Genomic DNA, 26,105 nt, shown 5'->3' on the forward strand with positions numbered 1-26,105 from the left:
ATGAACCGCAATTATTCTAAACAACTACTCGGATGGGTATTGCTTTTGCTGGTCGCCAGTTGCGTTGATCCATACCGTCCACCCGAAATTGCTTCACCCGATAGTTATCTGGTCGTGAGTGGTTTTTTCAACAGTGATCCCGGAACAACGACAGTCATCCAGTTATCGCGTACCCAGAATTTGACCGATCCGAAAGCGCCGACTGCCGAAACCAAAGCGCAGGTCACCATCGAAAGCCAGAGCAAATCGGTGTATACGCTCCGAGAAGGAACGCCGGGTTCGTACTCACTTACGGGCGTAACTCCGGTTTCCAATGATACTTATCGATTGCACATCAAGACTGCCAAAGGCCTTGATTATTATTCGGATTTTGTACCCTTAGTTTCCACGCCACCCATCGACAGCGTGAGTTGGCGCGTAGAAAATGATGGCGTACAGATCAGCGTCAATACGCACGATCCGAAAAATAATACACATTATTATCGCTGGGACTACGATGCGACATGGGAGTATTACTCGGCATATACGTCAACGAAGGAAATAGTAAACAATCGAATTGTTGATCGTGCTGTACCTGTGTATCAATGCTGGGGCAGCGAAACATCGACGAGTATCATGACAACCTCCACAACCCGACTTAGTCAGGATGTTGTCAGTCATTTTCCACTTACGTTCATTCCCGGCACATCCATTCGACTTGGAGTTCGATATAGCATGCTGGTGCGGCAAATTGCCCTCACGCAGGATGGCTTCAACTATTATGATCAGTTAGCCAAAATAACGCAGAACATTGGCTCCATTTTCGATCCACAGCCTTCACAGATTACCGGAAATATCCGCTCCCTAACCAATCCCAGTGATTTAGTGATGGGGTTCTTCCGCGTTGGAACAACTCAAACCAAGCGGATTTTCATTACGAAATATCAGTTACCAAACTGGTATACGTATTCAGGTACAGGGAGTTGCAGAGTCGACACATTGCCAGGGGGCGATGTACTACGCGATAAGCCCGGTATTATTGCACCGTTTGATGGTGAATTTCTGACTACAACGGAGGATTGCATTGATTGCCGTTTACGGGGCGGTGTGCTGAAACGACCTGATTTCTGGTAGCAAATTATCTGAGTAAGATCCAACTTAACGACCATCTAGTAAGGATGCCACAACCTTTTCAACTTTTGTCGGCCACGTTTATATCAGATCTGTCCACACGGTCGGCAAGCCGATTCTATACGTTCATTTTGTTAGGCAATTTGCTGTTACTGAATGAATTACAAAGTTTAGGACAGACGGTTAATTCGAATACTGTACTGGTTCAGTCTTTTGATAAATATCGCCGTCAGACACTTCAGGAAAAGCTCTTCGTTCATACCGACCAAACTTTCTACCTCACTGGCGAGACGATGTGGCTCAAGGTATATTATGTCGACGGAACATTCCATAAACCACTCGATTTAAGCAAAGTAGCTTATGTAGAACTGCTGGATAAAGAAGGTCGGTCGGTTGTACAGGGTAAAATTCCTCTGACAGCCGATGGTGGAAACGGTACGCTTTTTCTACCAGCTTCGCTCAATTCAGGCACGTACATGATGCGGGCATACACGAACTGGATGAAGAATTTCGATGCGGGCTATTTCTTCGAAAAGGCAATTTCAATCGTCAATTCATTTAAACCATTAGGTTCGTCGCAACCCACCGAAACGGTCGATCCCGACATCCAGTTTTTTCCAGAAGGCGGAAATCTGGTACAGGGTTTATCCAGTAAAATCGCCTTCCGGGTCGCCAACGCGTCGGGGCAAGGGCAATCCATACGCGGCTGGGTAGTATCAGGGCAGAATGATACCCTCACTCAATTTTCGTCGCACAAATTTGGGCTAGGCGCATTTACCATAACGTCATCGAAAGAAGCCGCTTACCGGGTTGTCGTCCGAGATGCAAAGGGAAAGCAATTTACTCGACCACTTCCCGCTATTCAGTCAAAAGGGTATGTCATGCATCTGGAAGAGGCATCAACGGATCAATTGAAAGTGACGGTCAGCACGAACATCGAGACGCCATCAACGGTATATCTGTTTGCTCATACCCGCCAGGAAATCAAGGCCGTTGAAGCAAAATCTATTCAGCGCGAAACGACCTTCCTACTCGATAAAAAAATTCTGGGTGATGGAATTTCTCACCTGACTATCTTCAGTGCCGATCTGACGGATCCATCGCCGAAGCCCGTTTGTGAACGATTGTATTTCAAACGCCCAACGCAACAATTATCAGTAAGTCTCAAATCCGATCAAGCTCAGTACGCGTCCCGTACAAAAGTGACCTTAGACGCATCAGTACAAGCTCCAGCCAATAAAACCCTTCAGACAGCTTTATCTGTAGCTGTTTATCGAGTCGATTCATTGGGTGTTTCAGGTTCGGACAACATACAGAATTACCTGCTGATGACGTCCGATTTGCAGGGTACCATTGAATCACCAGCCTATTACGCTCAATCGGAAACACCGGAAATCGCTCAAGCCACCGATCATCTGATGCTCACTCACGGCTGGCGACGATTCAAATGGAATGATGTGTTAAATCCCGCCCAACGCCCTCCCTTCCAATATATTCCCGAATACAATGGCCCAATTGTTCAGGGAAGTTTAACAGATCCATCTACGGGCCAACCGATGCCAGGCAAATTGGTCTACTTGTCAAGTCCCGGTAAACCCATTCGGCTTAATGTATCTCAGAGTGATTCAGACGGTAAACTTAAATTTGAATTGCAGGATTTTTATGGGTCGAAAAGCCTGATTGCGCAAACACATCCCAATGACAGTCTTGCCAAACTGACAATCAATAGCCCGTTTATTGACGCCCCTTCAACGGTTAAATGGCCTGAATATCGAGTTACTGAATCACAGACCGGGGCGTTGCTTAATCGAAGTGTAGCGATGCAAGTGCAGTCTACGTTTTGGGGTGACCAAACCATCCGATACACCTATCCGCCAATCGACAGTGCGGCTTTCTACGGCCGCCCACGTGAGTCTTATTTGCTGGATGCGTATACACGTTTTCCGCGTATGGAAGAGGTTTTACGGGAGTATGTGTTAGGCGTTATGCCTCGTAAACGACAGGGGCATTTCGTCTTCAACGTATTGAATGAACCGTACAGGTCCGTATTTGAAAACACACCTCTGGTATTGATCGACGGCGTTCCCGTGTTTGATATGGACAAAGTAATTGAGTTTAGTCCTCTGAAAATAAAGCAGTTGGATGTCGTCACAAACTTCTATTTCATGAGTCCGGCGGTATTCAGTGGCGTCGTTAGCTTTATGACCTACAAAGGTGATCTGGCAGGTTTTCCGCTCGATGCCCGACTTCTAAAACTGGACTACGAAGGGCTTCAGCTACAACGGGAATTTTACTCGCCCCGCTACGACCGACCAGCCAATTCGCAAACCAGCCGCCTACCAGATGGCCGAACGTTGTTGTACTGGAACCCCACATTGAAGACTAATGCACAGGGGAAAGCACAGGTTGATTTTTTCACTTCCGACCAAACAGGCACCTATGTCGTTGAAGTCAACGGTCTGACTCGCGACGGCCTTTCTGGTAGCCAACGAGTTCTCTTCGACGTAAAAAACACGCCCAAGTAGGGAGAGAATTTCGTAGTGAAGGTTTATTATCATCTTTAGTTTGTTTTACCCTTCATGAAAAAATCGTTTATCGCTATTCTAATAACGGGGCTATTCCTAACCCTAACTCCTTCGTTTGCCCAGCAGAAACCAGCCATTAACGCTCAAACGGCTAAACCCTGGACGTACTGGTGGTGGATGGGCGATGCGGCCAATGAATCGGACATAACCCAACTTTTGGAAAAATTTACCAAAGCAGGGCTTGGAGGAGTACACATCATTCCGATTTATGGCGTGAAAGGCTATGAAAAGCAGTTTATCCCCTTTCTAAGCGATCGGTGGTTAGCAGTCTTTTCGCATACGGTTCGCGAAGGGAAACGGTTGGGATTGGGTGTGGACTTGACCACTGGAACAGGCTGGCCTTTCGGAGGGCCAAACGTGTCGAACGACATAGCTGCCAAAGCCTGGAAAGTTGACGATGGTAAACTGATTACTGTTCCAACTAAGCAGCAGGTGAAACGTCCTGCACCAGGTGGTCAGGGTTTGGTAGTTGACTATTTCAATCCACAGGCCGTCCGGCAATACCTAACCCGATTCGATTCTACTTTAGTCCGATTACCCGAACGCCCAAGAGCGATCTACAACGATTCGTATGAAGTCTATGGAGCCAACTGGACCGATAACTTTCTAGCTGAATTCAAAGCGCGTCGCGGATACGACCTGACGACACAATTGGCTGCTTTTTTAGATACGACTCAGTCCGAAAACGGTATCCTGGTCCATCTGGATTATCACCAAACGCTATCCGAACTGCTGCACGATGGCTTTGCCACAACCTGGGGCAGTTGGGCCACCAAAGCTGGGTACCTATCTCGTAATCAGGCGCATGGGTCGCCTGGCAATTTGATTGATCTTTATGCGAAGGCTGATATTCCTGAAACCGAATCGTTCGGTTCCAGCCGATTTCCAATTCCCGGATTGCGAGTAGATGCCAATTACGAAGTGGATCGGTTCGGGACGCCTAATCCGCTGGCGATGAAATTTGCGTCGTCAGCAGCAAATCTGTTGGGTAAACCGCTGGTCAGTTCGGAAACGTGTACCTGGCTGGCCAATCATTTTCAGGTATCATTGTCGCAGGTAAAACCACAGGTTGATGAGTTGTTGGCCGCTGGGATAAATCACATTTTCTTTCATGGTATCCCCTACTCGCCACCGTCAGAAGCGTGGCCGGGCTGGAACTTTTATGCATCCACCAATTTTGGTCCTTCGTCGCATTTCTGGCCCCATTTGCCCTTGCTAAATCGATACATCGAACAGTGCCAAACCCGTTTACAAGCCAGCAAACCCGACAATGATATATTGGTTTATTTCCCGATTCATGATTTATGGACCACACCTGCTAAATCAGCCGGTGGTATTCATCAATTAGAAGTTCACCACGTAGAGCGCTGGCTGCTCCCCCAACCTTTTGGGCGCTTATGTGAACAACTCAGTCAGCACGGCTACTCCTTCGACTACGTTTCTGACGATTTACTCAAAACGCTGACAGTCAACAAACAAGGCGTTCGCAGTTCGGGTGGTGCCACCTACCAGACGATTCTGGTTCCATCTGTGAAGTACATTCCTGAGTCGTCGCTGCGCCAACTCGAACGACTCGCCCAACAAGGCGCCCGACTTATTTTCGATACCGCATTACCCCAACAGGCACCCGGTTTTTATCGCCATCAGGCTCGGTCGACGGAGGTGCAGCAGGTTGGCAAAAAACTCCAGCAACTAAAAACGGTAACTGTCAGTACAAACGTTTTCAATACGCTTAGTCAATCCGGGATTCGTGAGGAATCGTGGGCAGCACAAGGGCTATCATTTATCCGAAAGCAACATGGCGATACGACACAGTATTTTATTACCAATCTTAGCAATCAGTTTCATCAGAATTGGGTGGTATTTTCAGCTACAGGCCGTACAAGTCGCTATGATCCATTGACGAATCAAACGACCGTATTGCCCATTCGCAAAGCAGCCACTTCACGAACCGAAACATTTTTACAGCTCGAACCAGGTCAATCGTGCTTTATTAATATTGTCCCCGGAAAACCCGCATCAGACGATGCTCTGTCCCTGCAAAAAGCAGTAAACCCGGATAACAAGCCGATTGCCTTACAAAATCCCTGGCAATTCCAATTTCTTAATGGCCGTCCTGCCCTTGCAACTTCGACTACGCTGCCTAATCTGTCTTCCTGGACAACCTTATCGGATTCAGCGAGTTATTACTGGGGTACAGCTCGTTATACCACCACATTCGACATGCCTGATGGCCCAAAACCCACATCTTACCAGCTTGATCTGGGCGATGTACGGGAAGTGGCTGACGTTCGATTGAATGGTGAATCTGTCGGCACAGCCTGGTGCATTCCGTTTCGTATAACCATACCTGCTACTAAACTGAAAGCGAGTGGGAATAAACTGGAAGTTGACGTAACGAATCTATCCGCCAACTATATGCGCCTTTATGATCGACAAAATCCAGGCTGGAAGAAGTTCTACGACATCAACATTGTAGATATTCGTTATCGCCCTTTTGATGCCACCAAATGGGACGCCATGCCATCTGGACTGCTCGGCCCGATAATGCTGACGCCGGTTAGTTCGTTATAAAAGGTAAACGAAAATCTCAAACTTCGAACGCACATAAAATCGATGCTGACACGACGCAACTTCCTTACCGGACTAACGCTGCTGCCAATTACCGATCTATTCGCTGACTCGCTGGGCGAATCGCTTTTTGGCGATGATCGGTTACCCTTCCGTAAGCATCTGAAACCGATTGGACGTGCGTTGGAATCGCCCGATTGGTACGTCTGGGGCAATAGTCCAATCTACGGCCCTGATGGCAAAGTGCATTTATTTTATTCCCGATGGCCTGCCGGCAAGAAAATGGACGGATGGCTTAATGGCTCCGAAATAGCCCACGCTGTTGCGAAAACGCCCGAATCTCCCTTTGAATATGTAGAAACGATACTGGCTCCGCGTGGATCAGGGCACTGGGATGCTACGACCTGCCATAGTCCGCATATTCACTATGTCGATGGTCGATACTGCTTATTTTATGTGGGAAATTCCAACGGACAAACGGATACTAAACGGATCGGACTGGCTACGGCCAAATCCCTAAAAGGGCCCTGGAAACGACTCGATGCTCCTCTCCTCGAACCAGGTCCTACAGGTGCCTGGGACGACCACTGTACCACAAATCCAGCGTTTATTCAGCACCCGAACGGACAATATTGGCTTTATTATGCATCCCGAAAATCGCTAGATGCCGATAATCGAGGATATAGTCAATATGGTCTGGCTGTTTCCAATTCGATAACGGGGCCTTACAAGCGATATAGTAAAAAACCGATTATCGACTTCTCGAAACGAGGTGCCAATGCCCAGTTTGAAGATGCATTTGTCTGGTTGCAGCACGGCCGTTTCAATATGCTGGCCCACGATATGGGATTTTATAATCGCGAAGGGGATTTATACTTCGAATCACATGATGGCATCCACTGGAATGATCCTGCTGTTGCTACAGGCCCGTTGAGTGAATACGTCGAAGAGTCAGCTGCCTCTAAACAAGTAAGCCAGTATGGTCGACTGGAGCGTCCCCAATTACTACTTCAACATGGCAAACCCAAGTATCTGTTTACGGCGGTTCAGGGTGGTAAACACATGACCTCATCCGCATTTATTTTCAAGATTGTCTGAGTGGATGAACACGACCGTATATTTACGCCGTGATTTATTCCTACCCTATGAAACTGATTCTGTTTTCCCTTGCTGTTCTGTCGGTTACGCTATTTATGGCCGCCAGATTCACGACTTCCATTGATCCACCAGGTACCGCCAGTGACTGGCCCGAATACTTAGGCGGCCCCGACCGGAACCATTATTCGACGCTCACACAGATTGACACCACTAATGTGAGTAAGCTTAAAATGGTCTGGCAGTACCACACCTTAGATTCGGGGCAAATTCAGTGCAACCCCATTGTTAAAAATGGCGTTCTGTACGGCATGAGCAGTATCGCTCAGCCTTTTGCGATCAACGCGGCCACGGGCGAACAAATCTGGAAACGGCAGGATACAACCCAATTGAAAGGTGCCGCCCGTTCTACCAGCACCAGTCGCGGAGTGGTTTACTGGGAAAGTGGTTCAGATCATCGAATTCTCTATACGAACGGTTCCTGGTTATATGCCCTGGAAGCAACTACTGGCAAACCCGTTACGTCGTTTGGTGAACAGGGTCGAGCTAGTCTGAAAGCCGGATTAGGGCCAACGGCAAAAGACAAGTTTGTGATTTCCAATACACCCGGTACCGTATATGGCGATCTGATTATCATGCCGATGCGTCTTTCGGAAGGGGCCGATGCAGCGCTTGGTCATATTCAGGCATTTAATATCAAAACCGGCCAATTGGCGTGGGTATTCCATACGATCCCGTATCCCGGTGAGTTTGGCTACGAAACCTGGCCCAAAGACACGTATAAAAATACTGACGTAGGGGCCGCTAATAACTGGTCAGGCATGTCCATCGACCGCCAGCGAGGAATCGTGTATGTACCCACAGGTTCGGCGGCTTTTGATTTTTATGGGGCGAATCGACACGGCCAGAACCTGTTTGCCAATTGTCTATTAGCTCTCGATGCCAAAACGGGCAAACGCATCTGGCATTTTCAGTTCGTCCACCACGACATTCTCGACCGCGATGCACCCGCTCCGCCAAATTTAGTAACGGTCACTAAAAACGGAAAACGAGTCGATGCGGTTGCTCAGACAACCAAACAGGGCTATATATTCTTATTCGACCGAGTAACGGGTAAACCATTGTTTCCCATCAAAGAAGTGCCGGTTCCCGCTTCTGATATCGAAGGTGAAAAAGCGTGGCCTACTCAACCCGTTCCAACAAAACCAGCCCCCTACGCCCGCCATACGATTACCGAGGCCGATATAAATCCCTTGGCCGAAAATCGGCAGGAGTTGCTGGAAAGTTTCCGTAAAAGTCGATACGAAGGGGCTTTCACGCCACTCAGCAAACAGGGTACGATTATTTATCCGGGTCTGGATGGAGGTGCTGAATATGGTGGTGCCGCCGTCGATCCGGATGGCATAATGTACGTCAACAGCAATGAAATGGCCTGGCTGATTTCATTGAATAAAAAGATGTCGAATGATCAATTGGCTCAACTCAGCCCGGGTCAGCGCGTCTATACCACGACTTGTTCATCCTGTCACGGTGCTGAGCGAAAAGGAAATCCTGCCAGCGGTTATCCATCATTAGTGGATATCAATAAACGCCGAAACCGAGCTTATGTCGACAATATTGTTTCGCATGGGAAAGGCATGATGCCTGCTTTCACGGGGCTATCGAATGAGCAAAAACAGGCCTTAATGGCTTATTTATTTGGCGAGGAAAAGCAGGAAGTCGGTATGAATCGGTCGCTCGAACCCAAAAAAGCCGGGCAAACTCAACCGAAAGCGTCTTATCAGATTTCTGGGTACAGTAAGTTTCTGGATAAAAACGGCTACCCGGCTATCCGTCAACCCTGGGGTACGCTGAATGCCATCAACCTGAATACTGGCGATTATGTCTGGACAACAGTTCTGGGAAATTATCCAGAGTTGAAAACCAAAGAACCAACGGGTTCGGAAAGTTATGGTGGACCCGTTATTACGGCCGGTGGCTTACTCTTCATGGCTGGTACCAAAGATGCTTTTTTGCGAGTATACAATCGAAAAACAGGTAAGCTTCTCTGGCAAACCCAACTTCCAGCCGCGTCTTTTTCGACACCTAGTACCTATGAAGTTGGTGGTAAGCAATACATCGCTTTCGCCTGCGGAGGTACTAAACTTGGTGCACCTAAAGGTGATAGTTATGTAGCCTTTGCCCTTCCTTAATTAGCGCCCTTCCCATGAATCTATCAATTGGTATTGATCTGGGTGGAACACGTATTAAGGGAGTATTGATTAATACGCTCACCGGCGAGGTCTTACAAAAACGAATTGTCCCAACCAACGACAGCGAAACCAACAGTTGGAAAGCCGTCATTGCCCAACTTGTTCAGGAACTTAAAGTGACTGCAACTGAGCCTATTCAGGGAGTCGGACTTGCGGCTCCAGGCCTGCCCAATGCACAGAATACGGCTATTGTCTGTATGCCGGGTCGATTACCAGGCTTGGAACATTTCGACTGGGCCAGTTTTTTAGGTGAACGAGTCTGGGTGCTTAACGACGCCCATGCCGCGATGATGGCCGAAGCGCGTTTCGGAGCAGCCCGAAACAGCGCCAATGCGGCTATGATTACACTAGGTACTGGCGTGGGCGGTGGCCTTCTGGTCGATGGGAAACTGTACCAGGGTTTTTTCCAGATGGCAGGTCACATTGGACACATAACTGTTGCGGGCGATGCCGAACAACTCGACATCACCAACATGCCCGGTAGTTTAGAGGATGCTATTGGCAATGCAACGGTTAGTCGCCGGTCGTATGGACGCTATCAGACGACTCAAGAGTTAGTAGATGGTTACGCAGCGGGCGAACCGTTGGCAACGCTCGTCTGGTTGACTTCCGTGCGTCGGTTAGCTTCGGGGATTGCTTCAATTGCCAATTTATTCTCTCCAGAAATTGTGGTGCTAGGGGGTGGTATTACCCAGGCAAATGAAGCCTTATTTACCCCCTTGCAAACCTTTATGGACTTGTTCGAATGGCGTCCGGGTGGCAAGAAAACAACCCTTTGCAAAGCACATTTTGAAGATTGGGCCGGAGCGATCGGCGCTGCAGCTTGTTTCGAGTAGCATAACCCCTAACACGCATGTCTCTAACATCTCAATACATACAAAAAACCAGAGCGATTCTGGAAGTGGCAGAACAACAGACCGAAGCTATTCAGCAGGCGGCTCAATGGTTTAGTCAAAGTATACTAGCCGGACGGATGGTTCACCTGTTTGGTAGCGGCCATAGCCGGATTATGGTCGAGGAAATGTGGCCCCGGTATGGATCGTTTGCGGGTTTCAACCCTATTGTCGAGTTATCGCTTTCCTTTCATAATCTGGTCGTCGGTGCAAATGGCCAGCGACAGGCGATGTTTCTGGAAAACGTACCGGGTTTGGCCGACCGTATTTTACGGAATTATGACCTTTCGAATCAGGATTCGGCTTTGATAATTTCATCCAGCGGCAGCAACGTTGTTCCAATCGATATGGCTGAATTATTCCAAAAGCAGGGTATTAAAGTCGTTGCACTGATTACGAAACAACACGCTGAAAAAAGTACCAGCAAACGACAGGATGGTAAGAAATTAAGCGATTTTGCCGATCTGGTTCTGGACACAGGAGCACCTACAGGTGATGCAATGGTCACAGTACCGGGATTAGATACACCCGTAGCTCCCGGCTCGACCGTTGGCGGAGCAGTCATCGTTAATTGCATTAAAGCCGAAGTAGCAGGCCTGTTAACACAAGCAGGTTATCCCCCCAAAGTCTTGTCAGCAGCGAACGTAGTTGGGGCAGAACGAGCCGTCTCTTTATTCGAAAGTGCTTACGACGAACACGCTCACCGGCTAGCCAAACTCTACGAACGAGTTGGAATTCCTTCTTATGTTAGCGACGCTAGTAATAGTATCTAACCGATATTCTGAGGGATAGATTCTAATTCACCTATTTGTCCAATAACGATCAAAGGTGGGATAAACCATAAATTGAAATAGAACCTAAGAAAGATTCTATTTCAATTTATGGTTTATTTAAAATTTTATTCGTTTCACCTGGCAGTCCATACAAGAGTATAAAGTATATTTAAATCGTCTTTGATTCATACGTCTTCATATTCATACCGCTCTTTTCTATCTCTCGAATTGAATACCCTAAACTAACTCGTATAAACTCCAAATCAATTCCTCAACAAATGCGGATTTCCTTTTACTTAGTTTTTGCACTGCTCGCAGTTGGCGCTCGTACTGCGCTGGCGCAGGCACTCCCCTCACCCAAAGAACATTTTGGGTTCAACATCGGCGACGATTACCAACTGGCTACGTATACCCAGACGGAAGCATACGTAAAAAAATTGGCAGCAGGTTCTGACCGGACTAAACTAGTCGATATAGGTCTTACCGAAGAAGGCCGCCATCAGTTCATGCTGATCGTATCGTCGCCAGAAAACCTTAAAAAACTGGATCGCTACAAAGAGATTTCGACGAAACTTGCCCGCGCCGAAGGCCTTTCCGAAGAACAGGCTCGTGCAATGGCCAACGAAGGAAAAGCCGTAGTCTGGATCGACGGTGGACTGCACGCTACGGAAGTCGTTGGTACGCACCAGCTTATCGAAACCATCTGGCAGCTGGTGAGCCGAAAAGACCCCGAAACCATGCGGATCTTAGATAACAATATTATCCTACTCACACACGCCAATCCCGATGGTCAGGAGTTGGTGACCAACTGGTATATGCGCGAGGCTAAGCCAGAGAAACGTTCGCTGGATAATCTGCCCCGGCTGTATGAGAAATACGCTGGTCACGATAACAACCGGGATTTCTTCATGCTGAACCTGAAAGAAACCCAAAATATTGGCCGTCAACTCTTTGTCGAGTGGATTCCGCAAATTATGTACAATCACCACCAACGCGGTCCGGCGGGTTCGGTGTTGGCGGGTCCTCCCTACCGCGATCCATTCAACTACGTATTCGATCCGCTAATGATTACGGGTATCGATGCCGTAGGCGCTGCAATGATCAACCGGATGAATACCGAAAACAAACCTGGCTACACACGTCTGGGCGGATCGGTTTTCTCGACCTGGTATAACGGTGGTCTGCGCACCACAACGCACTTCCACAACATGATTGGTCTGTTGACCGAAATCATCGGTGGGCCAACGCCTGAAGATATTCCGCTGGTTCCGGATCGTCTGATTCCAAACGGGAACACTCCACTGCCAGTAAAGCCGCAGAAATGGCACTTCCAGCAATCGATTGATTACTCGGTATCGCTGAACTACGCTGTACTGGATTATGCAGCTCGTTACCGTGATCAATTATTGTTCAACATCTATCGGATGGGTAAAAACTCCATCGAGCGCGGCAGTGCGGATACCTGGGGCCTTTCTCCGAAAAAGATCGAAGCGATTAATCATGCTTTTCAGAGCGCACCCAAAAAGCCAATGTCTACTTCGGCCGCTGCTAGTGCGGCTGCGCTGTCAGAATTTGGTTTGCTTCCACGCGGTGGCGGTATGCCCGTTAAGTACTACGATACGATCATGACCAATCCGGCTCTGCGCGATCCACGAGGGTACATTATCACGGCCAACCAGCCTGATTTTGCAACAGCCGTTAAGTTTATGAACGCCCTCATCCGGACTGGTATTCAGGTTCAGGTCGCTACGTCAGACTTTACAGTCGCGAACAAAAAATACCCAGCGGGTTCGTATGTGGTTAAAACTGATCAATCGTTCCGTCCGCACGTATTGGATATGTTCGAGCCACAGGATCACCCAAATGATTTCCGGTACCCAGGCGGTCCTCCAATCCGCCCGTATGATGCCGCTGGCTGGACACCTTCCTATCTGATGAATGTTAAGTTCGACCGTATTCTGGAAGGATTTGATGGTCCCTTTAAGAAATTGCCATACGGTGAACTTCAATCGCCGGAAGGACACATTGCTGGCGCTGCGGGTGGTGGCTATCTGCTAAGTCCAAAAGCGAATAACGCCTTTATCGCCGTTAACGATTTGTTAGCTTCGGGTATCGATGTGTATCGTTTGCCTAACGGCACTGGCAGCAAGCCAGGCGCTGAAGCGGGTACTTTCTTCGTACCAGCATCGGCTAAAGCCAAAACCATTCTGGATAAATCGGCCAAAGACCTCTCGCTGGAAATCACCGGAATCGCCAAACGGCCTACCACCTCGATGATCAAAATGTCGCCCATGCGGATTGCCCTGTGGGATACCTATGGCGGTTCGATGCCTTCGGGTTGGGTGCGTTGGCTGATGGAGCAGTATCATTTCCCGATGAAAGTCATTTATCCGCAAGATATTGACGCGGGTGATCTACGGAAAAAGTACGATGTAATTGTCTTCGTAACCCGGGCGATTCCAGCCTTACGTGGTCAGGAAGCCGATATCTTCAGTGCTTTCAATGACCGTGAACCAAAAGAGGAAAGCACCCCTGCTGAATATCGCCCAAGATTAGGCCGGATCACGGCAGCCAAGTCGATTCCTCAACTCAAAGCCTTCCTGGAAGCCGGCGGCAACGTGGTCACCATCGGATCGAGCACCAATCTGGCCTACCACCTCGGATTGCCGGTTAAAAATGCGCTGACTGAAATGACCAACGCGGGTCAGGAACGACCGCTTCCCGGTGAGAAATATTACATTCCGGGTAGCGTACTGCAAGTAAGTGTAGACTCTACTCAGCAAGCAACGTATGGCTTATCGAGCCAGACGGATGTGTATTTCGATGCGAGTCCGGTTTTCAAGTTAGCACCAGAAGCCATTGCCAAAGGGACAGTAACGCCATTGGCCTGGTTTGCTACCAACAAGCCCCTGCGCAGTGGTTGGGCGTGGGGTCAGGCGTATTTGCAGGATGGAGTAGCGGCATTCATGGCACCGGTTGGTTCGGGCAAACTTTATGCCTTCGGCCCTGAAATCACTTTCCGGGCGCAGTCGCATGGTACGTTTAAACTCCTGTTCAATCAGTTGTATAACCTGGGCAATTCAGGTCATCAAGCTTCCGACCATGTGACCGAATAGCGAAAACACATATCACCATGATACAATCAGGGAAATAGATAGATCATTACTCGACTATCTGTTTCCCTGATTTTTCATTTCATCAACTTAATCTATTTCTTATCAATGAATCAACTTGTTAAAGTCGCTTTTTTCACCGCCGTATTTCTAGGCGGATCAGCCCCATATCTGTTTGCACAGGAAGAAGCCGATGACGAAGAATCAAAAAAAGTCGTCCCTATCGATAAGAAGTACGAGACCGAAATCAGCGCTATCGCTAAGAAACCCGCCGTTCAATCTGCTTTCAAACTGTTTACGGATTGGGAGCCACAGACAAAAAAAACGCTGATCACGCTTACTGAAATTCCCTCACCGCCATTCAAGGAAGCCGAACGATCAAAAGCTTTTGCTGCGCTGATGAAAGAAGCTGGTGCCGATTCCGTCTGGATCGACGAGGTTAATAATGTGCTGGCGAAAAAGAAAGGCCGTTCCGGCAAAAAAACGGTTGTTGTTGAAGCGCATCTGGATACGGTTTTCCCAGCGGGAACAGACGTCAAAGTGAAGCAAAAAGGTGATACGCTGTATGCACCCGGTGTAGGCGATAACACGCGTGGACTTACCGCGGTAATGACTGTTTTAAAGGGTATGAAACAGGCCAATATCCAAACTGACGCCGATGTACTATTCGTAGGAGCCGTTGGCGAAGAAGGACTTGGTGATTTGCGCGGAGTAAAATACCTATTACGTCCCGGCGGTCCTAAAATCGACTCATACATTGTAGTGGATGGGCATGACATCAGTAACATTACGCACCGGGGGTTAGGCTCTCACCGGTATCGGATTACCTTCAAAGGGCCAGGTGGACACTCATACGGCGCGTTTGGCATTGTCAATCCACACGGTGCATTGGGTAAAGCGATCTATTATTTCACAACCGAAGCCGATAAATTTACCAAAGAAGGTGTCAAAACAACCTACAGCGTTAGTGTGGTTGGCGGTGGTACATCGGTGAATGCCATTCCGTACGAGTCGTGGATGGAGGTGGATATGCGCTCCGAAAGTCCAGAGAAACTAAAAGGTATCGATGCATTGCTACAAGCCGCTGTTCAGAAAGCCGTCAAAGAAGAAAATGCGATGAAACGCCGGGGGGCCGATCTAACAGTGGATGTCAAACTGGTAGGCGACCGTCCATCAGGTCGTACCGAATCAACGACACCAATTGTACAACGCGCGATGGCGGCTTCCAAATACTTTCAGGCAACCCCAAAACTGAGCGTCAGCTCAACCAACGCCAACGGCCCGATTTCTAAAGGCATTCCTTCCATTACTATCGGCAGCGGTGGTACAGGCGGTAACGCTCACGCCCTGAACGAATGGTGGTTAAACGACAAAGGGGTATTAGGTATGGAGCGGATTCTGCTTGTGCTGCTAGCCGAAGCAGGGGTGGCTAATTAATTTACTAGTGGGGGCGGGTACTTAAACCTGCCCCCACTAGTAAACTAGCTACGCAGCGATGATGCTCGCACAATCAATTGTGTTTCCATCACTTTAGTCTCTTTCGGTACATGTTCTTCTTTGGCATCTAATTCGCGCAAAAGCAATCGTACCGTTTCGACTCCCATCTCCTGAATGGGTTGGCTGATGCTCGTGAGCGACGGCGAAAAATAAGCCGAAACCGGCTCGTTATTAAAGCTCACGATAGCTACATCTTCCGGAATCCGAATCCCTTTTTGCTTAATGGCATACATGGCTGAAAAAGCCATTCGGTCACTAATAGCAACAATACCATCCGGCGGTTGTGGCAGGCTCATCATAGCCAATGTTTGCATAACCGCATTTTCCTGTGTGTAATCGCAATGAAATATATACTGCTCGCCAACTGAAAGACCGTGCTTTGTGAGAGCGGCCCGATAGCCTGCTATTCGCTGATTACTTAACACCAGTTGCGTTGGTCCAGCCAAAAACCCAATTCGTCGGCACCCATTTTCAATGAGATGTTCAGTCGCTTTAAAGGCCGCAGCGTGGTTATCGACAATCACTTTCGAGACATTGATACTCTCGGCATATCGATCGAATAGTACAAGCGGAATATTCTTACGGACCAGCCGTTCTACATGTTCGTAATTATCCGTATCGCGGGATAAGGAAATTATAAATCCTTCAACCTGACTCCGTAATAGGTTCTGAATATTCGTGATTTCGCGCAGATATGATTCATTCGTCTGACATACCAATACGCTATAACCAGCCTGCAAGGCAGCCTCTTCGATGCTGTTGAGCATGGCAGAGAAATAATGATAACTCAGGTTTGGAACAATCACTCCAATAGTTTTCGTCCGGCTTTTCGCCAGATTTTTCGCCAGTTGATTTGGCTGATAATCGAGTTCTTCGGCCAGTTTGACCACGGCGTTTCGCGTATCGGGATGAATTTCGGGCATACCACGCAGTGCCCGCGAAACAGTAGAAATCGAAACATTCAACGAACGCGCTATGTCTTTAATCGTAACCGGTGTATTCTTCATATCGATTACAGCCTAAACGGCAATTATAACTTTTATAAGATAGCTTGTTGATCGTACAAAGTATTGATAAAGTTTGAGCCCACGGCTCAACTCAATTATACGAATAAAAATTTAATCTTTTCAAGGATAGTTCGATTAATGCAAACGTTTCCGGCAACGTTTCCGGTATCGTTTGCGTAAAAATTGGCAATTTCCTGTGGTATAATATCTTGCTAACTTGTACTAAGGAAATATATTAGTAGAAAATAAACAGAAAATCAGTCTTAAACCCACGAATAGGAATTTTGGCGAATAAACCATAGCAAGTAAGACAATTTGTACTTTTTCGCTAACAGGCAAAATTAAGTACAGCTATAGTCTTACCTGCCTCGCGTGTCGATTCCCCTATTTTATTCCCCATCTTTATTAATTAACATGGCTATTTACAAGCTATCTACGCTGGATGAAATAAAATTGGCAAAGCTCTGGACACGGTTTAAAGCGGGTGATGAGCAGGCTTTCGAGCAATTAGTACGAATGCGCTACCGAGCTTTATACAGTGAAGCAAGTCGTTTCACCAAAAATCGGGAATTGATTAAAGATTGCCTTCAGGAATTGATGCTGGAATTATGGCACCGTCGCGCAAATGTAGTTGACACGCCGTATGTGACTGTCTACCTGATGAAAGCGTTACGAAATAATCTGTTTCGGCTCATCAAAAAAGAAACGAATCGGGAAGTTATTCTAGATGAGTGGGAATCTAAAGGGGCACTACTCACCGACGGAAGAACTCGGGAAACCGATCTGATCGGCTCCGAAGTCGTCTGGGAAAACGAATACCGATTGCAACAGCTCATCGACAAACTCCCCGCCCGACAGAAAGAAGCTATTGTGCTTAAATTTTACGAAGGCTACTCAAATGAAACCATCGCCCAGCTCATGAAAGTTGACCGACAGACCGTTGCTAATTTTCTGTACCGAGCTTTGGGAACCATGAAATCTCGTATTCACACGCCGATGTAAGATTTCTGTTATGCTGACAAAAACACGTTGGTTCACTCGATTTGAGAAAAGCTGATTTACACCCTAATTAGACAACTGCCTAAAGTAGCTTTTACATTCAGATAGTAAAATCGGCGTGGTAAGGTTGAAACTATGGGGAGTACTTCATGCATAGCGAATAGACGAAAGAAAAGCGAAAAAAGGTCGTTCCGGTCCTTCAATTCCCTATTTTTCTTCCTTATTTACGTCATTGGGTTGGTATTACTTCAAAGCTGCCAGCACGTAGAGAAACCCGCGTCGATTGCCAAATTGGAAGATAAACTTCCTGAAACAATCGACTATAATCTGCACGTCAAACCTATACTTTCCGATAAATGCTTTTTCTGCCACGGCCCTGACAAAAACAGCCAGAAAGCGGGGTTGGAGTTAGCAACCCGCGAAGGTGCATTGGCTGCGTTGAAAAAAGCAAAAGGTAAACACGCCATTGTTCCCGGCGATTTAGCCGACAGCGAAGTATATCATCGCATTATCACCACCGACGAACAGGAGATGATGCCACCCAAAGCTTCGAATCGAGTGCTGACGGATTATGAGAAAGCGATTCTGATTAAGTGGATTGAGCAGGGCGCGGAATACAAACCGCACTGGGCGCTTATCAAACCGCAGAAATCAGCTTTACCGAAGGTAGCCAATACGCAATGGCCCAAGAACTCAATTGACTATTTCGTACTGCATAAACTGGAAGAAAAGGGTTTAAAACCATCGCCCGAAGCCGACAAAGAAACGCTTCTCCGGCGCGTATCACTCGACCTGACGGGTCTTCCACCAACTCTCGCCGAAATCGATGCCTTTCTGGCTGACAATTCTCCTAAAGCCTACGAAAAAGTCGTGAACAGACTCTTAAAATCACCGCATTACGGCGAAAAAATGGCGGTTGATTGGCTGGATTTGGCTCGCTATGCTGATACGCATGGATACACAGTTGACAGATACCGGCCCATGTGGCCCTGGCGCGATTGGGTGATCGAATCCTTTAACCAGAACCAGCCGTTTAGCCAATTTCTGACCTGGCAGCTGGCAGGCGATTTGCTTCCTAATCCAACCCGCACCCAACGGCTGGCTACGGGTTTCAACCGGAATCACTCCCAAAATATGGAGGGAGGAATCATCAATGAGGAATTTCGGGTGGAATACGTCGCGGATCGGACTAACACGCTGGGTACGGCCATGTTAGGCCTTACGGTAGAGTGCGCTCGTTGCCACGACCATAAATTTGACCCGATTTCGCAGAAGGACTATTACAGCCTGTTTGCGTTCTTCAACAACATTGATGAAGCGGGTCAGATTTCGTGGGATGACGCGCCACCTGTGCCAACCATGCTCCTGACTTCACAGAAAGAAGATAGTCTGCTGGCCTTTTTTGATACGCAAATAAAAAACGCGAATCAATCAATCGCCCAAATAATAAAGGCGGGACATCAACCCTTTTCCCAATGGCGAACCAAAGTCGGAAACACAGCTACGTTCGACCCTAAAAAAGGTCTCCAAGCACGTTTTACATTCGATAAATTAGTAGACGGGAAATTCATCAGTGAGGTCTCAGCCAACGATAAAGGCACAGTTGTCGATCCCATAGTAACAGTCGGAAAGTTCGGGCAGGCGTTTCGCTCCAACGGCGATGATATTCTTAGCCTGGGTAAAGCGGGGATTTTTCATCGGGCGCAGCCATTCTCCATTGGTGTTTGGATCAATATCCCCAAAGACCTCAACAAAGGAGTCATTCTGCATAAAGGACAGGGCGATATTCTCTACAATTTCCGCGGCTATTTCCTGAACATTCGCGATGGTAAAGCCGAACTCCTGATGGCTCACACCTGGCCTTATAACAACATAGTCAGGATCAGTCAGCAGCCGCTACCAAAACAAAAATGGGTTCAGTTGACCATGACCTACGACGGGTCGAGCAAAGCGAGTGGACTGAAGCTCTACATCGATGGCCGGGAAGCAGCCATGATCACCGAAAAAGACAATCTTTACAAGGATATTATTTTCCCTAAAGGCCGACATCTAGGTAAAGATCAGCCTGGTTTACAGGTCGGTGCCGACATGCGTGGAACTGGTATCAAAAATGGATTAGTCGATGAATTGGTCGTTTACAACCGCGAACTCACCGCTCCAGAAGTAGCTTTGCTGGCGCAGACGGATGGAAATAATACGCCAACATCAATACCTGTTACTGATTCGAAATCGCTGTATCAGTATTACCTGGCTACAACATCAGTTCCGTATCGACACCAATTGGAAGCATTGGAAAAATTGCGAACGGAACGCAATCGGGCTGCGGATACGATTCCGGAGATTATGGTGATGGAGGAAATGAAAAAACCGCGCCCTACTTTTTTGCTCAAGCGCGGTGTCTACGATGCCCATAGCGAGCGTGTTCAGCCCAACGTTCCGGCCAGCATACTACCTTTCTCACCCGAATTCCCCCGTAATCGACTAGGACTTGCCCAATGGCTTCTCCATCCCGACAATCCGCTAACGGCCCGCGTCGTCGTCAATCGCTACTGGCAAACCTACTTCGGAATGGGCCTCCAAAAATCGTCTAATAATTTCGGTAATCAGGGTGGATTACCTACCCATCCCGAACTTCTGGATTGGTTGGCGATTACGTTCCGGGAATCGGGATGGAATATAAAAGCTATGCAGAAACTGATTGTTATGTCAGCTACGTATCGGCAATCTTCCCGAGCAACGAATGTAAGTATTCAGCAAGACCCCGAAAATACCTGGTTGTCTCGCGGTCCATTGTCACGGTTAACGGCTGAAATGATTCGCGACAATGCGCTGGCGGCTAGTGGGTTGCTGTCAAAAAAAATTGGTGGGCCAAGTGTAAAGCCATACCAGCCAGATGGTTTATGGGCCGTAAACAATGCCGTTTACGAGCAGGATAAAGGAGAGAGTTTATACCGTCGAAGTTTGTATACGTTCTGGCGTCGAACGAATCCACCTCCTTCGATGAACACATTTGATGCGCCTTCGCGTAGCTATTGCGTCGTACAGCGTCAAAAAACAAGTACACCACTTCAAGCGCTGGTTTTGCTCAACGATCCGCAGTTTGTCGAGGCCGCGAAAGTGGTTGCGGAACGGTCGTCACTCCAACACCAATCCTTACCAGATGGGTTGACGAACCTATTTCGATTGCTAGCTAGCCGCAAACCAACGCAGAAGGAATTGACCATTTTGACTCGATTATACAACCAGGAATATCAGCAGTTTACGAAAAAACCAACCAAAATGCAGGGTTGGTTACAGGCGGGTGACTATGCGTTAAAAAATACGACAGATAAGGCGGCACTAGCTGCCGGTGCCGTCGTTGCCAGCACCGTCATGAACTCAGAAGCGTTCGTGACCAAACATTGAGCATTGAAACAATTCCAAGGTCTGTGTCCTCACAGACCAGTTATGCGTCAGCTAATACAGTCCATCCAAAGAAAGGTCTGTGAGGACACAGGCCTTGGAAAGTCGACAAACCAATGAACGAGAAACTGACACAAACTCTGGCTGATACATTTAATCGGCGGTCGTTCCTGGCCAAAACATCAATTGGCCTGGGCTCCCTGGCTTTAGGAGCCTTGTTGCCGAAAAATCTCTTTTCCACCCCGGCCCCAACCACTACCCCATTGGTGCCGCACCGGCCTCCCAAAGCCAAACGAATTGTGTATTTGTGTCAGAGTGGTGGGCCTTCTCAATTAGAACTATTCGATTATAAACCGTTCCTGGAAAAAATGCATGGAAAGGATTTACCAGAGTCGGTTCGGAAAGGGCAGCGGTTAACAGGCATGAGCGCCCAACAATCATCGTTGCCACTGGTAAAATCACCGTATCAGTTTGCTCAATATGGAAAGAGTGGTGCCTGGGTCAGTGAATTAATGCCGCACACTAGCAAAGTTGCTGACGATCTGTGCTTTGTGAAATCCATGTTCACCGAGCAGATTAACCACGATCCGGCGCTGACGTTTTTCCAGACAGGGAATCAACTCGCGGGGCGGCCCAGCATTGGTTCCTGGATCAGCTATGGATTGGGGGCTGCCAATGAAAATCTGCCCGCATTTATCGTTCTCGTCTCAAAAGATGCCCCGCAGGATCAGCCCCTTTACGCCCGATTGTGGGGTAACGGATTTCTGCCCTCCAAACATCAGGGCGTACAATTCCGCTCGGGCGCCGATCCGGTTCTTTATCTCAATAACCCCAATGGTTATACCACGTCAGATCGTCGGTATATGCTCGATGCGCTGAAAGATCTCAATCAGGTTCAGGAAGAAATTTACGGTGATCCGGAGGTAGCCAACCATATTGCCCAATATGAAATGGCATTCCGCATGCAAACGTCCGTTCCCGAAGTAAACGACCTATCCAACGAGCCTGACTGGGTATTTGATCTATACGGCCCGGAAGCACGTAATCCAGGCACGTTTGCCGCTAATTGCCTGATGGCGCGACGATTAGTAGAGCGCGACGTGAAGTTTGTCCAACTCTATCATCAGGGTTGGGACCAGCATGGCGATCTACCGAAGGGGCTTAGTCGACAATGCAAGGCGACTGATCAACCTTCGGCGGCCCTTGTACAAGACTTAAAACAACGCGGATTGTTGGATGATACGATTGTCATTTGGGGTGGTGAATTTGGTCGAACAAATTATTCGCAGGGCAAGCTAACGAAGGATAATTACGGGCGGGACCATCATCCGCGCTGCTTTACGATCTGGATGGCAGGTGGTGGTGTAAAACCGGGAATTACATACGGCGAAACGGATGAATTTGGCTACAACATTGCCCAAAATCCGGTGCATGTTCATGATTTTCAGGCTACTCTCCTCCATCTGATGGGTATCGACCACGAGAAATTAACGTTTGAATTTCAAGGGCGTCGCTTCCGGCTTACAGACGTCGAAGGTAAAGTAGTGAACGGTATTCTGGTGTAACACCCCTACCCTTTTTTGTCTGGATGACAAAATCAATTAGTTGTTATTCACGATCTGGTTGAATAAAAGATTCATTTTCTATGCTTTGGTACGCCCCCAACCCTTCCTGCAATCGTTTCTGAATCACGCGTCGAAGCCGTTCGGGTTCGAGCACGACCATGCCATCAGCAAAGCCCAGAATTTCACGTTCCAGCTCAAAATTGTGTTGTACACGCAGTTGAATGATAATTCCGTCCGAAGTACGTTCCAGAACCTGCTGCGAATGATGTAAGGGTTTGGTTTCCACATAAGGAGCGTGATGTCCATTCACGAACAATTTCACTTTGACAACTCGCATCGTTTCCCCAACCGACACCCCAATCACATCACGATAATACGTATCTGGATCAGTGCGACTGGGCGTATAGTCGAGGTCAGTGGCGGGCGTAAGCTTTATCATCCGATCCAGAGCGAGGTTCAGAATTTGCTCTTTCCCTTCGCAAATTCCTACGGCAAACCAGCGATTTTTAAATTCCTTCAGCCACCATACATGAAAAAGAAACGTTTGCGGTTGTCGTGCAGAAAACGATTGGTACAGAATGTTGAGCGGCTGTTTTTGAACGATAGCCTGATAAAGTTCATCCAGTAAATGGAGCCCTTTCAGGTTTTCATTCTTCTCAAAATCAATCACCGGAATCGATTTTTGTGCCGTTGAGTACACATAGTCTTCTAACTTCTGCACTACTTCGTTCAGCGCTGTAAAATGCGAAAAACCCTTAAACTGTTTTAGCACTTCCACCGCTTCGTTCATGCGCGACAGGTCGCCATCCGAAAGCGGAATGTTCGTAATGCTGTATGTTGGATCTTCGTACGTATAATACTTTTTATCGACAACAAGGATAGGAGCAAAATAGCCTAACTTATCACTACGCATAAGCTGAAGATCAGCCTGAACCGTACGTCGGCTGATACCTTTATCAATGCCTTCGTATTCATACAAGGCTTCCGATACTTTTTCGATCAGGTCATCTAGCGTCCATTTTCGTTGTCGATTACGCAAACAGGCATCCAGCGTTTTGTAGCGCACCAAAGCATTCCGATTAGCAGGCACAGTGAAGTACGATTTACGATTGTTCTTTGTGAAAAATGTGAAAATTTTTCCAACTACGCAAAAACCTTGCGCAGAAGCTACGAACCTTTGTCATAACGGAAACATTTTACTTTTATGGAAACCCTTATTTCACTTGACGATATTTTGACGCTGGGAGCTATCCCGGAGTCATTACATATTTCTTTCCTGCGGGTAGCGAACGGCTTAGTTCAACGGGCTGATTATCCGAAAGAAAAGGCGATGGGTTTGTTGGCGCAGATGCTCCAGAACCCGAAGAAATTTGCCTATTCTAAAAACAAAGTCACGAATCTGGCGCGGTCGATTTACGACCTGAACAAACAAGGAATTGCCGTTCCGCTTAGCGAAACCGGAGCTTCTTATTTGCCGGCCGAGCCCGCTCCTTACGTACTGGACGCAACGGGTAATCAGGTTGCGAACAGCTTCGAGCTACGAACCGATGTATTACCCTATGCTATTTTTGGCCGTGAGCATATTGAGGAAGGGGCACTGAAGCAAATGGAAACGGCCGCGAGCCTACCTATTTCAGTAGCCGGGGCTTTGATGCCTGATGCTCACCAGGGTTACGGATTACCGATTGGCGGAGTTCTGGCAACGGAAGCGAATACGATTATTCCGTTTGCCGTTGGGGTCGATATTGCCTGCCGGATGTGTTTGTCCGTGTTCGATTTGCCACCCGCCTTTTTAAAGCGCGAACCACATTTGCTAAAAAAATCGCTGGTCGAGAAAACCAAGTTCGGAATGGGAGGTGAAACCCGTGATAAGTTCGACGAATCAGTGATGGATTTACCAGAATGGCAGGCCACTAAAATTATTCGTGATCTTAAGGATAAAGCCTATCGCCAGCTAGGAAGCTCCGGAACCGGCAATCATTTTGTCGAATGGGGAATCGTGGAGGTGTACGAATATGACACCCAGTTGAACTTGCCTCCTGGCGAGTATCTGTCTTTGCTTTCGCATTCGGGTTCGCGCGGTTTTGGGGGAAACGTGGCCAATTATTACTCCAAACTGGCGATGCAGAAAACGAAGCTTCCCAAACAAGCCGCTCACCTGGCCTGGCTCGATTTGACTACGGAAGAAGGTCAGGAATACTGGATTGCGATGAATCTGGCGGGAGAATATGCGTCGGCCAATCACCACGAAATTCATAACAAATTGGCAAAAGCGTTGGGGGAAAAACCGCTACGGATGATCGAAAATCACCACAACTTTGCCTGGAAAGAAAAATTGGCGGATGGTCGTGATGTCATGGTTCACCGCAAAGGCGCTACGCCAGCCGGAGCTGATGTATTGGGAATTATTCCGGGATCGATGACCAATCCGGGGTTTGTGGTGCGCGGACGCGGTTTTGCTGATTCGATTAATTCTGCCTCGCACGGTGCTGGTCGATTAATGTCGCGGACGCAGGCGTTCAACAACATTACTAAATCGCAATTGAATAAGGCCTTACAGGAAGCAGACATCCAGCTGATTGGTGGTGACCTGGACGAAGCACCGATGGTCTACAAAAACATCGAAACGGTTATCGGTGCACAGCGTAATCTGGTATCCGTACTGGCGAAATTCACCCCTAAAATCGTCCGGATGGCCGACGCGAACCGGAAAGAAGGTCGGGAAGATTAGATGTTTTTTTGTCATTCTGAACGTAGTGAAGACTTTGGGATTCTTCACTACGTTCAGAATGACAAAAAACGATTAATTATACAATTAGGTATATCCCTTCAGGGTCAGATATTTATAGAAAATCATTGTTTACGGTGTTCTCTCAGAGCGGTCCTCATTTCTTCCTTGATCGTCTGGTATTGCTTATACTGGTCTTTATTCAGCACTTCTTTCATCTCCCTGTCCTTATTCTTCGCAATGGATTTGGCATCCCGAAGCGTACGCAGATTCCGTCCGCCCGTTTCAATCAGCGGTTGAGCCTGCTTGGCATACTTAAGATTGATTTCGGCTACGGACGTTTCCTGTTCTGGGGATAGTTTCAGGACTTCTTTCAAACGTGCTGTCTGGCGGGTTGCCCGTTCTTCCGGCGTTCCGAGTTGGTCGCGCTGCGCCATTGCGGCAATCGAGATGACTATCAGACAAATGCTTAGAGTGAATTTCAAGAAGTTGGTTTTCATAGTAATACAGGTTTA

16 protein-coding genes are annotated in these 26,105 nt (G+C 47.8%); 13 read left to right on the top strand and 3 right to left on the bottom strand.

What is annotated here, in order from left to right; all coding sequences use genetic code 11:
- From ACYVE4_RS20405 to ACYVE4_RS20445, 9 genes are all read left to right on the top strand, one after another.
- On the top strand, window positions 1-1,113 hold the full coding sequence (locus ACYVE4_RS20405) for a DUF4249 domain-containing protein (RefSeq protein WP_461042068.1): 1,113 nt from the start codon (window positions 1-3) through the stop codon (window positions 1,111-1,113).
- Between the two features lie 44 nt (window positions 1,114-1,157).
- Window positions 1,158-3,635 carry a hypothetical protein gene (locus ACYVE4_RS20410; protein WP_461042070.1) on the top strand — a complete coding sequence of 826 codons (2,478 nt, stop codon included), beginning with the start codon at window positions 1,158-1,160 and terminating at the stop codon, window positions 3,633-3,635.
- Window positions 3,636-3,689: 54 nt separating this feature from the next.
- Complete coding sequence (locus tag ACYVE4_RS20415; RefSeq protein ID WP_461042071.1) at window positions 3,690-6,269, top strand: glycosyl hydrolase; 2,580 nt, start codon at window positions 3,690-3,692, stop codon at window positions 6,267-6,269.
- Between the two features lie 42 nt (window positions 6,270-6,311).
- Entirely contained in the window at window positions 6,312-7,364 is a 1,053-nt protein-coding gene (locus ACYVE4_RS20420; protein WP_461042072.1) for a glycoside hydrolase family protein, read from the top strand.
- Between the two features lie 47 nt (window positions 7,365-7,411).
- Entirely contained in the window at window positions 7,412-9,553 is a 2,142-nt protein-coding gene (locus ACYVE4_RS20425) for an outer membrane protein assembly factor BamB family protein (RefSeq protein ID WP_461042073.1), read from the top strand.
- 14 nt (window positions 9,554-9,567) lie between these two features.
- On the top strand, window positions 9,568-10,449 hold the full coding sequence (locus tag ACYVE4_RS20430; protein ID WP_461042074.1) for an ROK family protein: 882 nt from the start codon (window positions 9,568-9,570) through the stop codon (window positions 10,447-10,449).
- 17 nt (window positions 10,450-10,466) lie between these two features.
- Complete coding sequence (locus tag ACYVE4_RS20435; RefSeq protein WP_461042075.1) at window positions 10,467-11,279, top strand: sugar isomerase domain-containing protein; 813 nt, start codon at window positions 10,467-10,469, stop codon at window positions 11,277-11,279.
- Between the two features lie 278 nt (window positions 11,280-11,557).
- On the top strand, window positions 11,558-14,395 hold the full coding sequence (locus tag ACYVE4_RS20440; protein ID WP_461042076.1) for a M14 family metallopeptidase: 2,838 nt from the start codon (window positions 11,558-11,560) through the stop codon (window positions 14,393-14,395).
- A 105-nt stretch (window positions 14,396-14,500) separates the two neighbouring features.
- Window positions 14,501-15,829, top strand: a complete 1,329-nt coding sequence (locus ACYVE4_RS20445) for a M20/M25/M40 family metallo-hydrolase (RefSeq protein ID WP_461042077.1) — start codon at window positions 14,501-14,503, stop codon at window positions 15,827-15,829.
- Window positions 15,830-15,873: 44 nt separating this feature from the next.
- On the opposite strand, the gene ACYVE4_RS20450 is transcribed toward ACYVE4_RS20445, so the two are convergent.
- Window positions 15,874-16,896, bottom strand: coding sequence for a LacI family DNA-binding transcriptional regulator (locus ACYVE4_RS20450; RefSeq protein ID WP_461042078.1), 1,023 nt, complete (start codon window positions 16,894-16,896; stop codon window positions 15,874-15,876).
- 414 nt (window positions 16,897-17,310) lie between these two features.
- Between ACYVE4_RS20450 and ACYVE4_RS20455 the strand changes: the two genes are divergently transcribed.
- The 3 genes from ACYVE4_RS20455 (at window position 17,311) to ACYVE4_RS20465 (ending at window position 22,862) form a co-directional block, all read left to right on the top strand.
- Window positions 17,311-17,898: an RNA polymerase sigma factor gene (locus ACYVE4_RS20455; protein WP_461042080.1), complete on the top strand. Its 588-nt coding sequence runs from the start codon at window positions 17,311-17,313 to the stop codon at window positions 17,896-17,898.
- Window positions 17,899-18,132: 234 nt separating this feature from the next.
- Complete coding sequence (locus ACYVE4_RS20460; RefSeq protein WP_461042081.1) at window positions 18,133-21,300, top strand: DUF1553 domain-containing protein; 3,168 nt, start codon at window positions 18,133-18,135, stop codon at window positions 21,298-21,300.
- A gap of 113 nt (window positions 21,301-21,413) precedes the next feature.
- Window positions 21,414-22,862, top strand: a complete 1,449-nt coding sequence (locus ACYVE4_RS20465; protein WP_461042082.1) for a DUF1501 domain-containing protein — start codon at window positions 21,414-21,416, stop codon at window positions 22,860-22,862.
- Window positions 22,863-22,905: 43 nt separating this feature from the next.
- Here the strand turns inward: ACYVE4_RS20465 and ACYVE4_RS20470 are convergent, their stop codons facing one another.
- The gene (locus tag ACYVE4_RS20470) at window positions 22,906-23,952 is read right to left on the bottom strand and encodes a helix-turn-helix transcriptional regulator (RefSeq protein ID WP_461042084.1); all 1,047 of its coding nucleotides are present in this window, start codon (window positions 23,950-23,952) and stop codon (window positions 22,906-22,908) included.
- A gap of 114 nt (window positions 23,953-24,066) precedes the next feature.
- Between ACYVE4_RS20470 and ACYVE4_RS20475 the strand changes: the two genes are divergently transcribed.
- Window positions 24,067-25,593: an RtcB family protein gene (locus ACYVE4_RS20475; protein WP_461042085.1), complete on the top strand. Its 1,527-nt coding sequence runs from the start codon at window positions 24,067-24,069 to the stop codon at window positions 25,591-25,593.
- A 122-nt stretch (window positions 25,594-25,715) separates the two neighbouring features.
- Here the strand turns inward: ACYVE4_RS20475 and ACYVE4_RS20480 are convergent, their stop codons facing one another.
- Window positions 25,716-26,090 (bottom strand): hypothetical protein, encoded by a 375-nt coding sequence (locus ACYVE4_RS20480; protein ID WP_461042086.1) that lies wholly within the window; start codon window positions 26,088-26,090, stop codon window positions 25,716-25,718.
- Window positions 26,091-26,105: the final 15 nt, after the last annotated feature.

The organism is Spirosoma harenae (genome assembly GCF_054776975.1).

Excerpts from the sequence above, each read along its gene's own strand:
- ACYVE4_RS20405 (WP_461042068.1), top strand. The coding sequence starts at position 1 with ATGAACCGCAATTATTCTAAACAACTACTCGGATGGGTATTGCTTTTG.
- ACYVE4_RS20410 (WP_461042070.1), top strand. The coding sequence starts at position 1,158 with ATGCCACAACCTTTTCAACTTTTGTCGGCCACGTTTATATCAGATCTG.
- ACYVE4_RS20435 (WP_461042075.1), top strand. The coding sequence starts at position 10,467 with ATGTCTCTAACATCTCAATACATACAAAAAACCAGAGCGATTCTGGAA.
- ACYVE4_RS20450 (WP_461042078.1), bottom strand. The coding sequence starts at position 16,896 with ATGAAGAATACACCGGTTACGATTAAAGACATAGCGCGTTCGTTGAAT.
- ACYVE4_RS20445 (WP_461042077.1), top strand. The coding sequence starts at position 14,501 with ATGAATCAACTTGTTAAAGTCGCTTTTTTCACCGCCGTATTTCTAGGC.
- ACYVE4_RS20440 (WP_461042076.1), top strand. The coding sequence starts at position 11,558 with ATGCGGATTTCCTTTTACTTAGTTTTTGCACTGCTCGCAGTTGGCGCT.
- ACYVE4_RS20475 (WP_461042085.1), top strand. The coding sequence starts at position 24,067 with ATGGAAACCCTTATTTCACTTGACGATATTTTGACGCTGGGAGCTATC.
- ACYVE4_RS20420 (WP_461042072.1), top strand. The coding sequence starts at position 6,312 with ATGCTGACACGACGCAACTTCCTTACCGGACTAACGCTGCTGCCAATT.
- ACYVE4_RS20430 (WP_461042074.1), top strand. The coding sequence starts at position 9,568 with ATGAATCTATCAATTGGTATTGATCTGGGTGGAACACGTATTAAGGGA.
- ACYVE4_RS20455 (WP_461042080.1), top strand. The coding sequence starts at position 17,311 with ATGGCTATTTACAAGCTATCTACGCTGGATGAAATAAAATTGGCAAAG.
- ACYVE4_RS20425 (WP_461042073.1), top strand. The coding sequence starts at position 7,412 with ATGAAACTGATTCTGTTTTCCCTTGCTGTTCTGTCGGTTACGCTATTT.
- ACYVE4_RS20480 (WP_461042086.1), bottom strand. The coding sequence starts at position 26,090 with ATGAAAACCAACTTCTTGAAATTCACTCTAAGCATTTGTCTGATAGTC.
- ACYVE4_RS20465 (WP_461042082.1), top strand. The coding sequence starts at position 21,414 with ATGAACGAGAAACTGACACAAACTCTGGCTGATACATTTAATCGGCGG.
- ACYVE4_RS20415 (WP_461042071.1), top strand. The coding sequence starts at position 3,690 with ATGAAAAAATCGTTTATCGCTATTCTAATAACGGGGCTATTCCTAACC.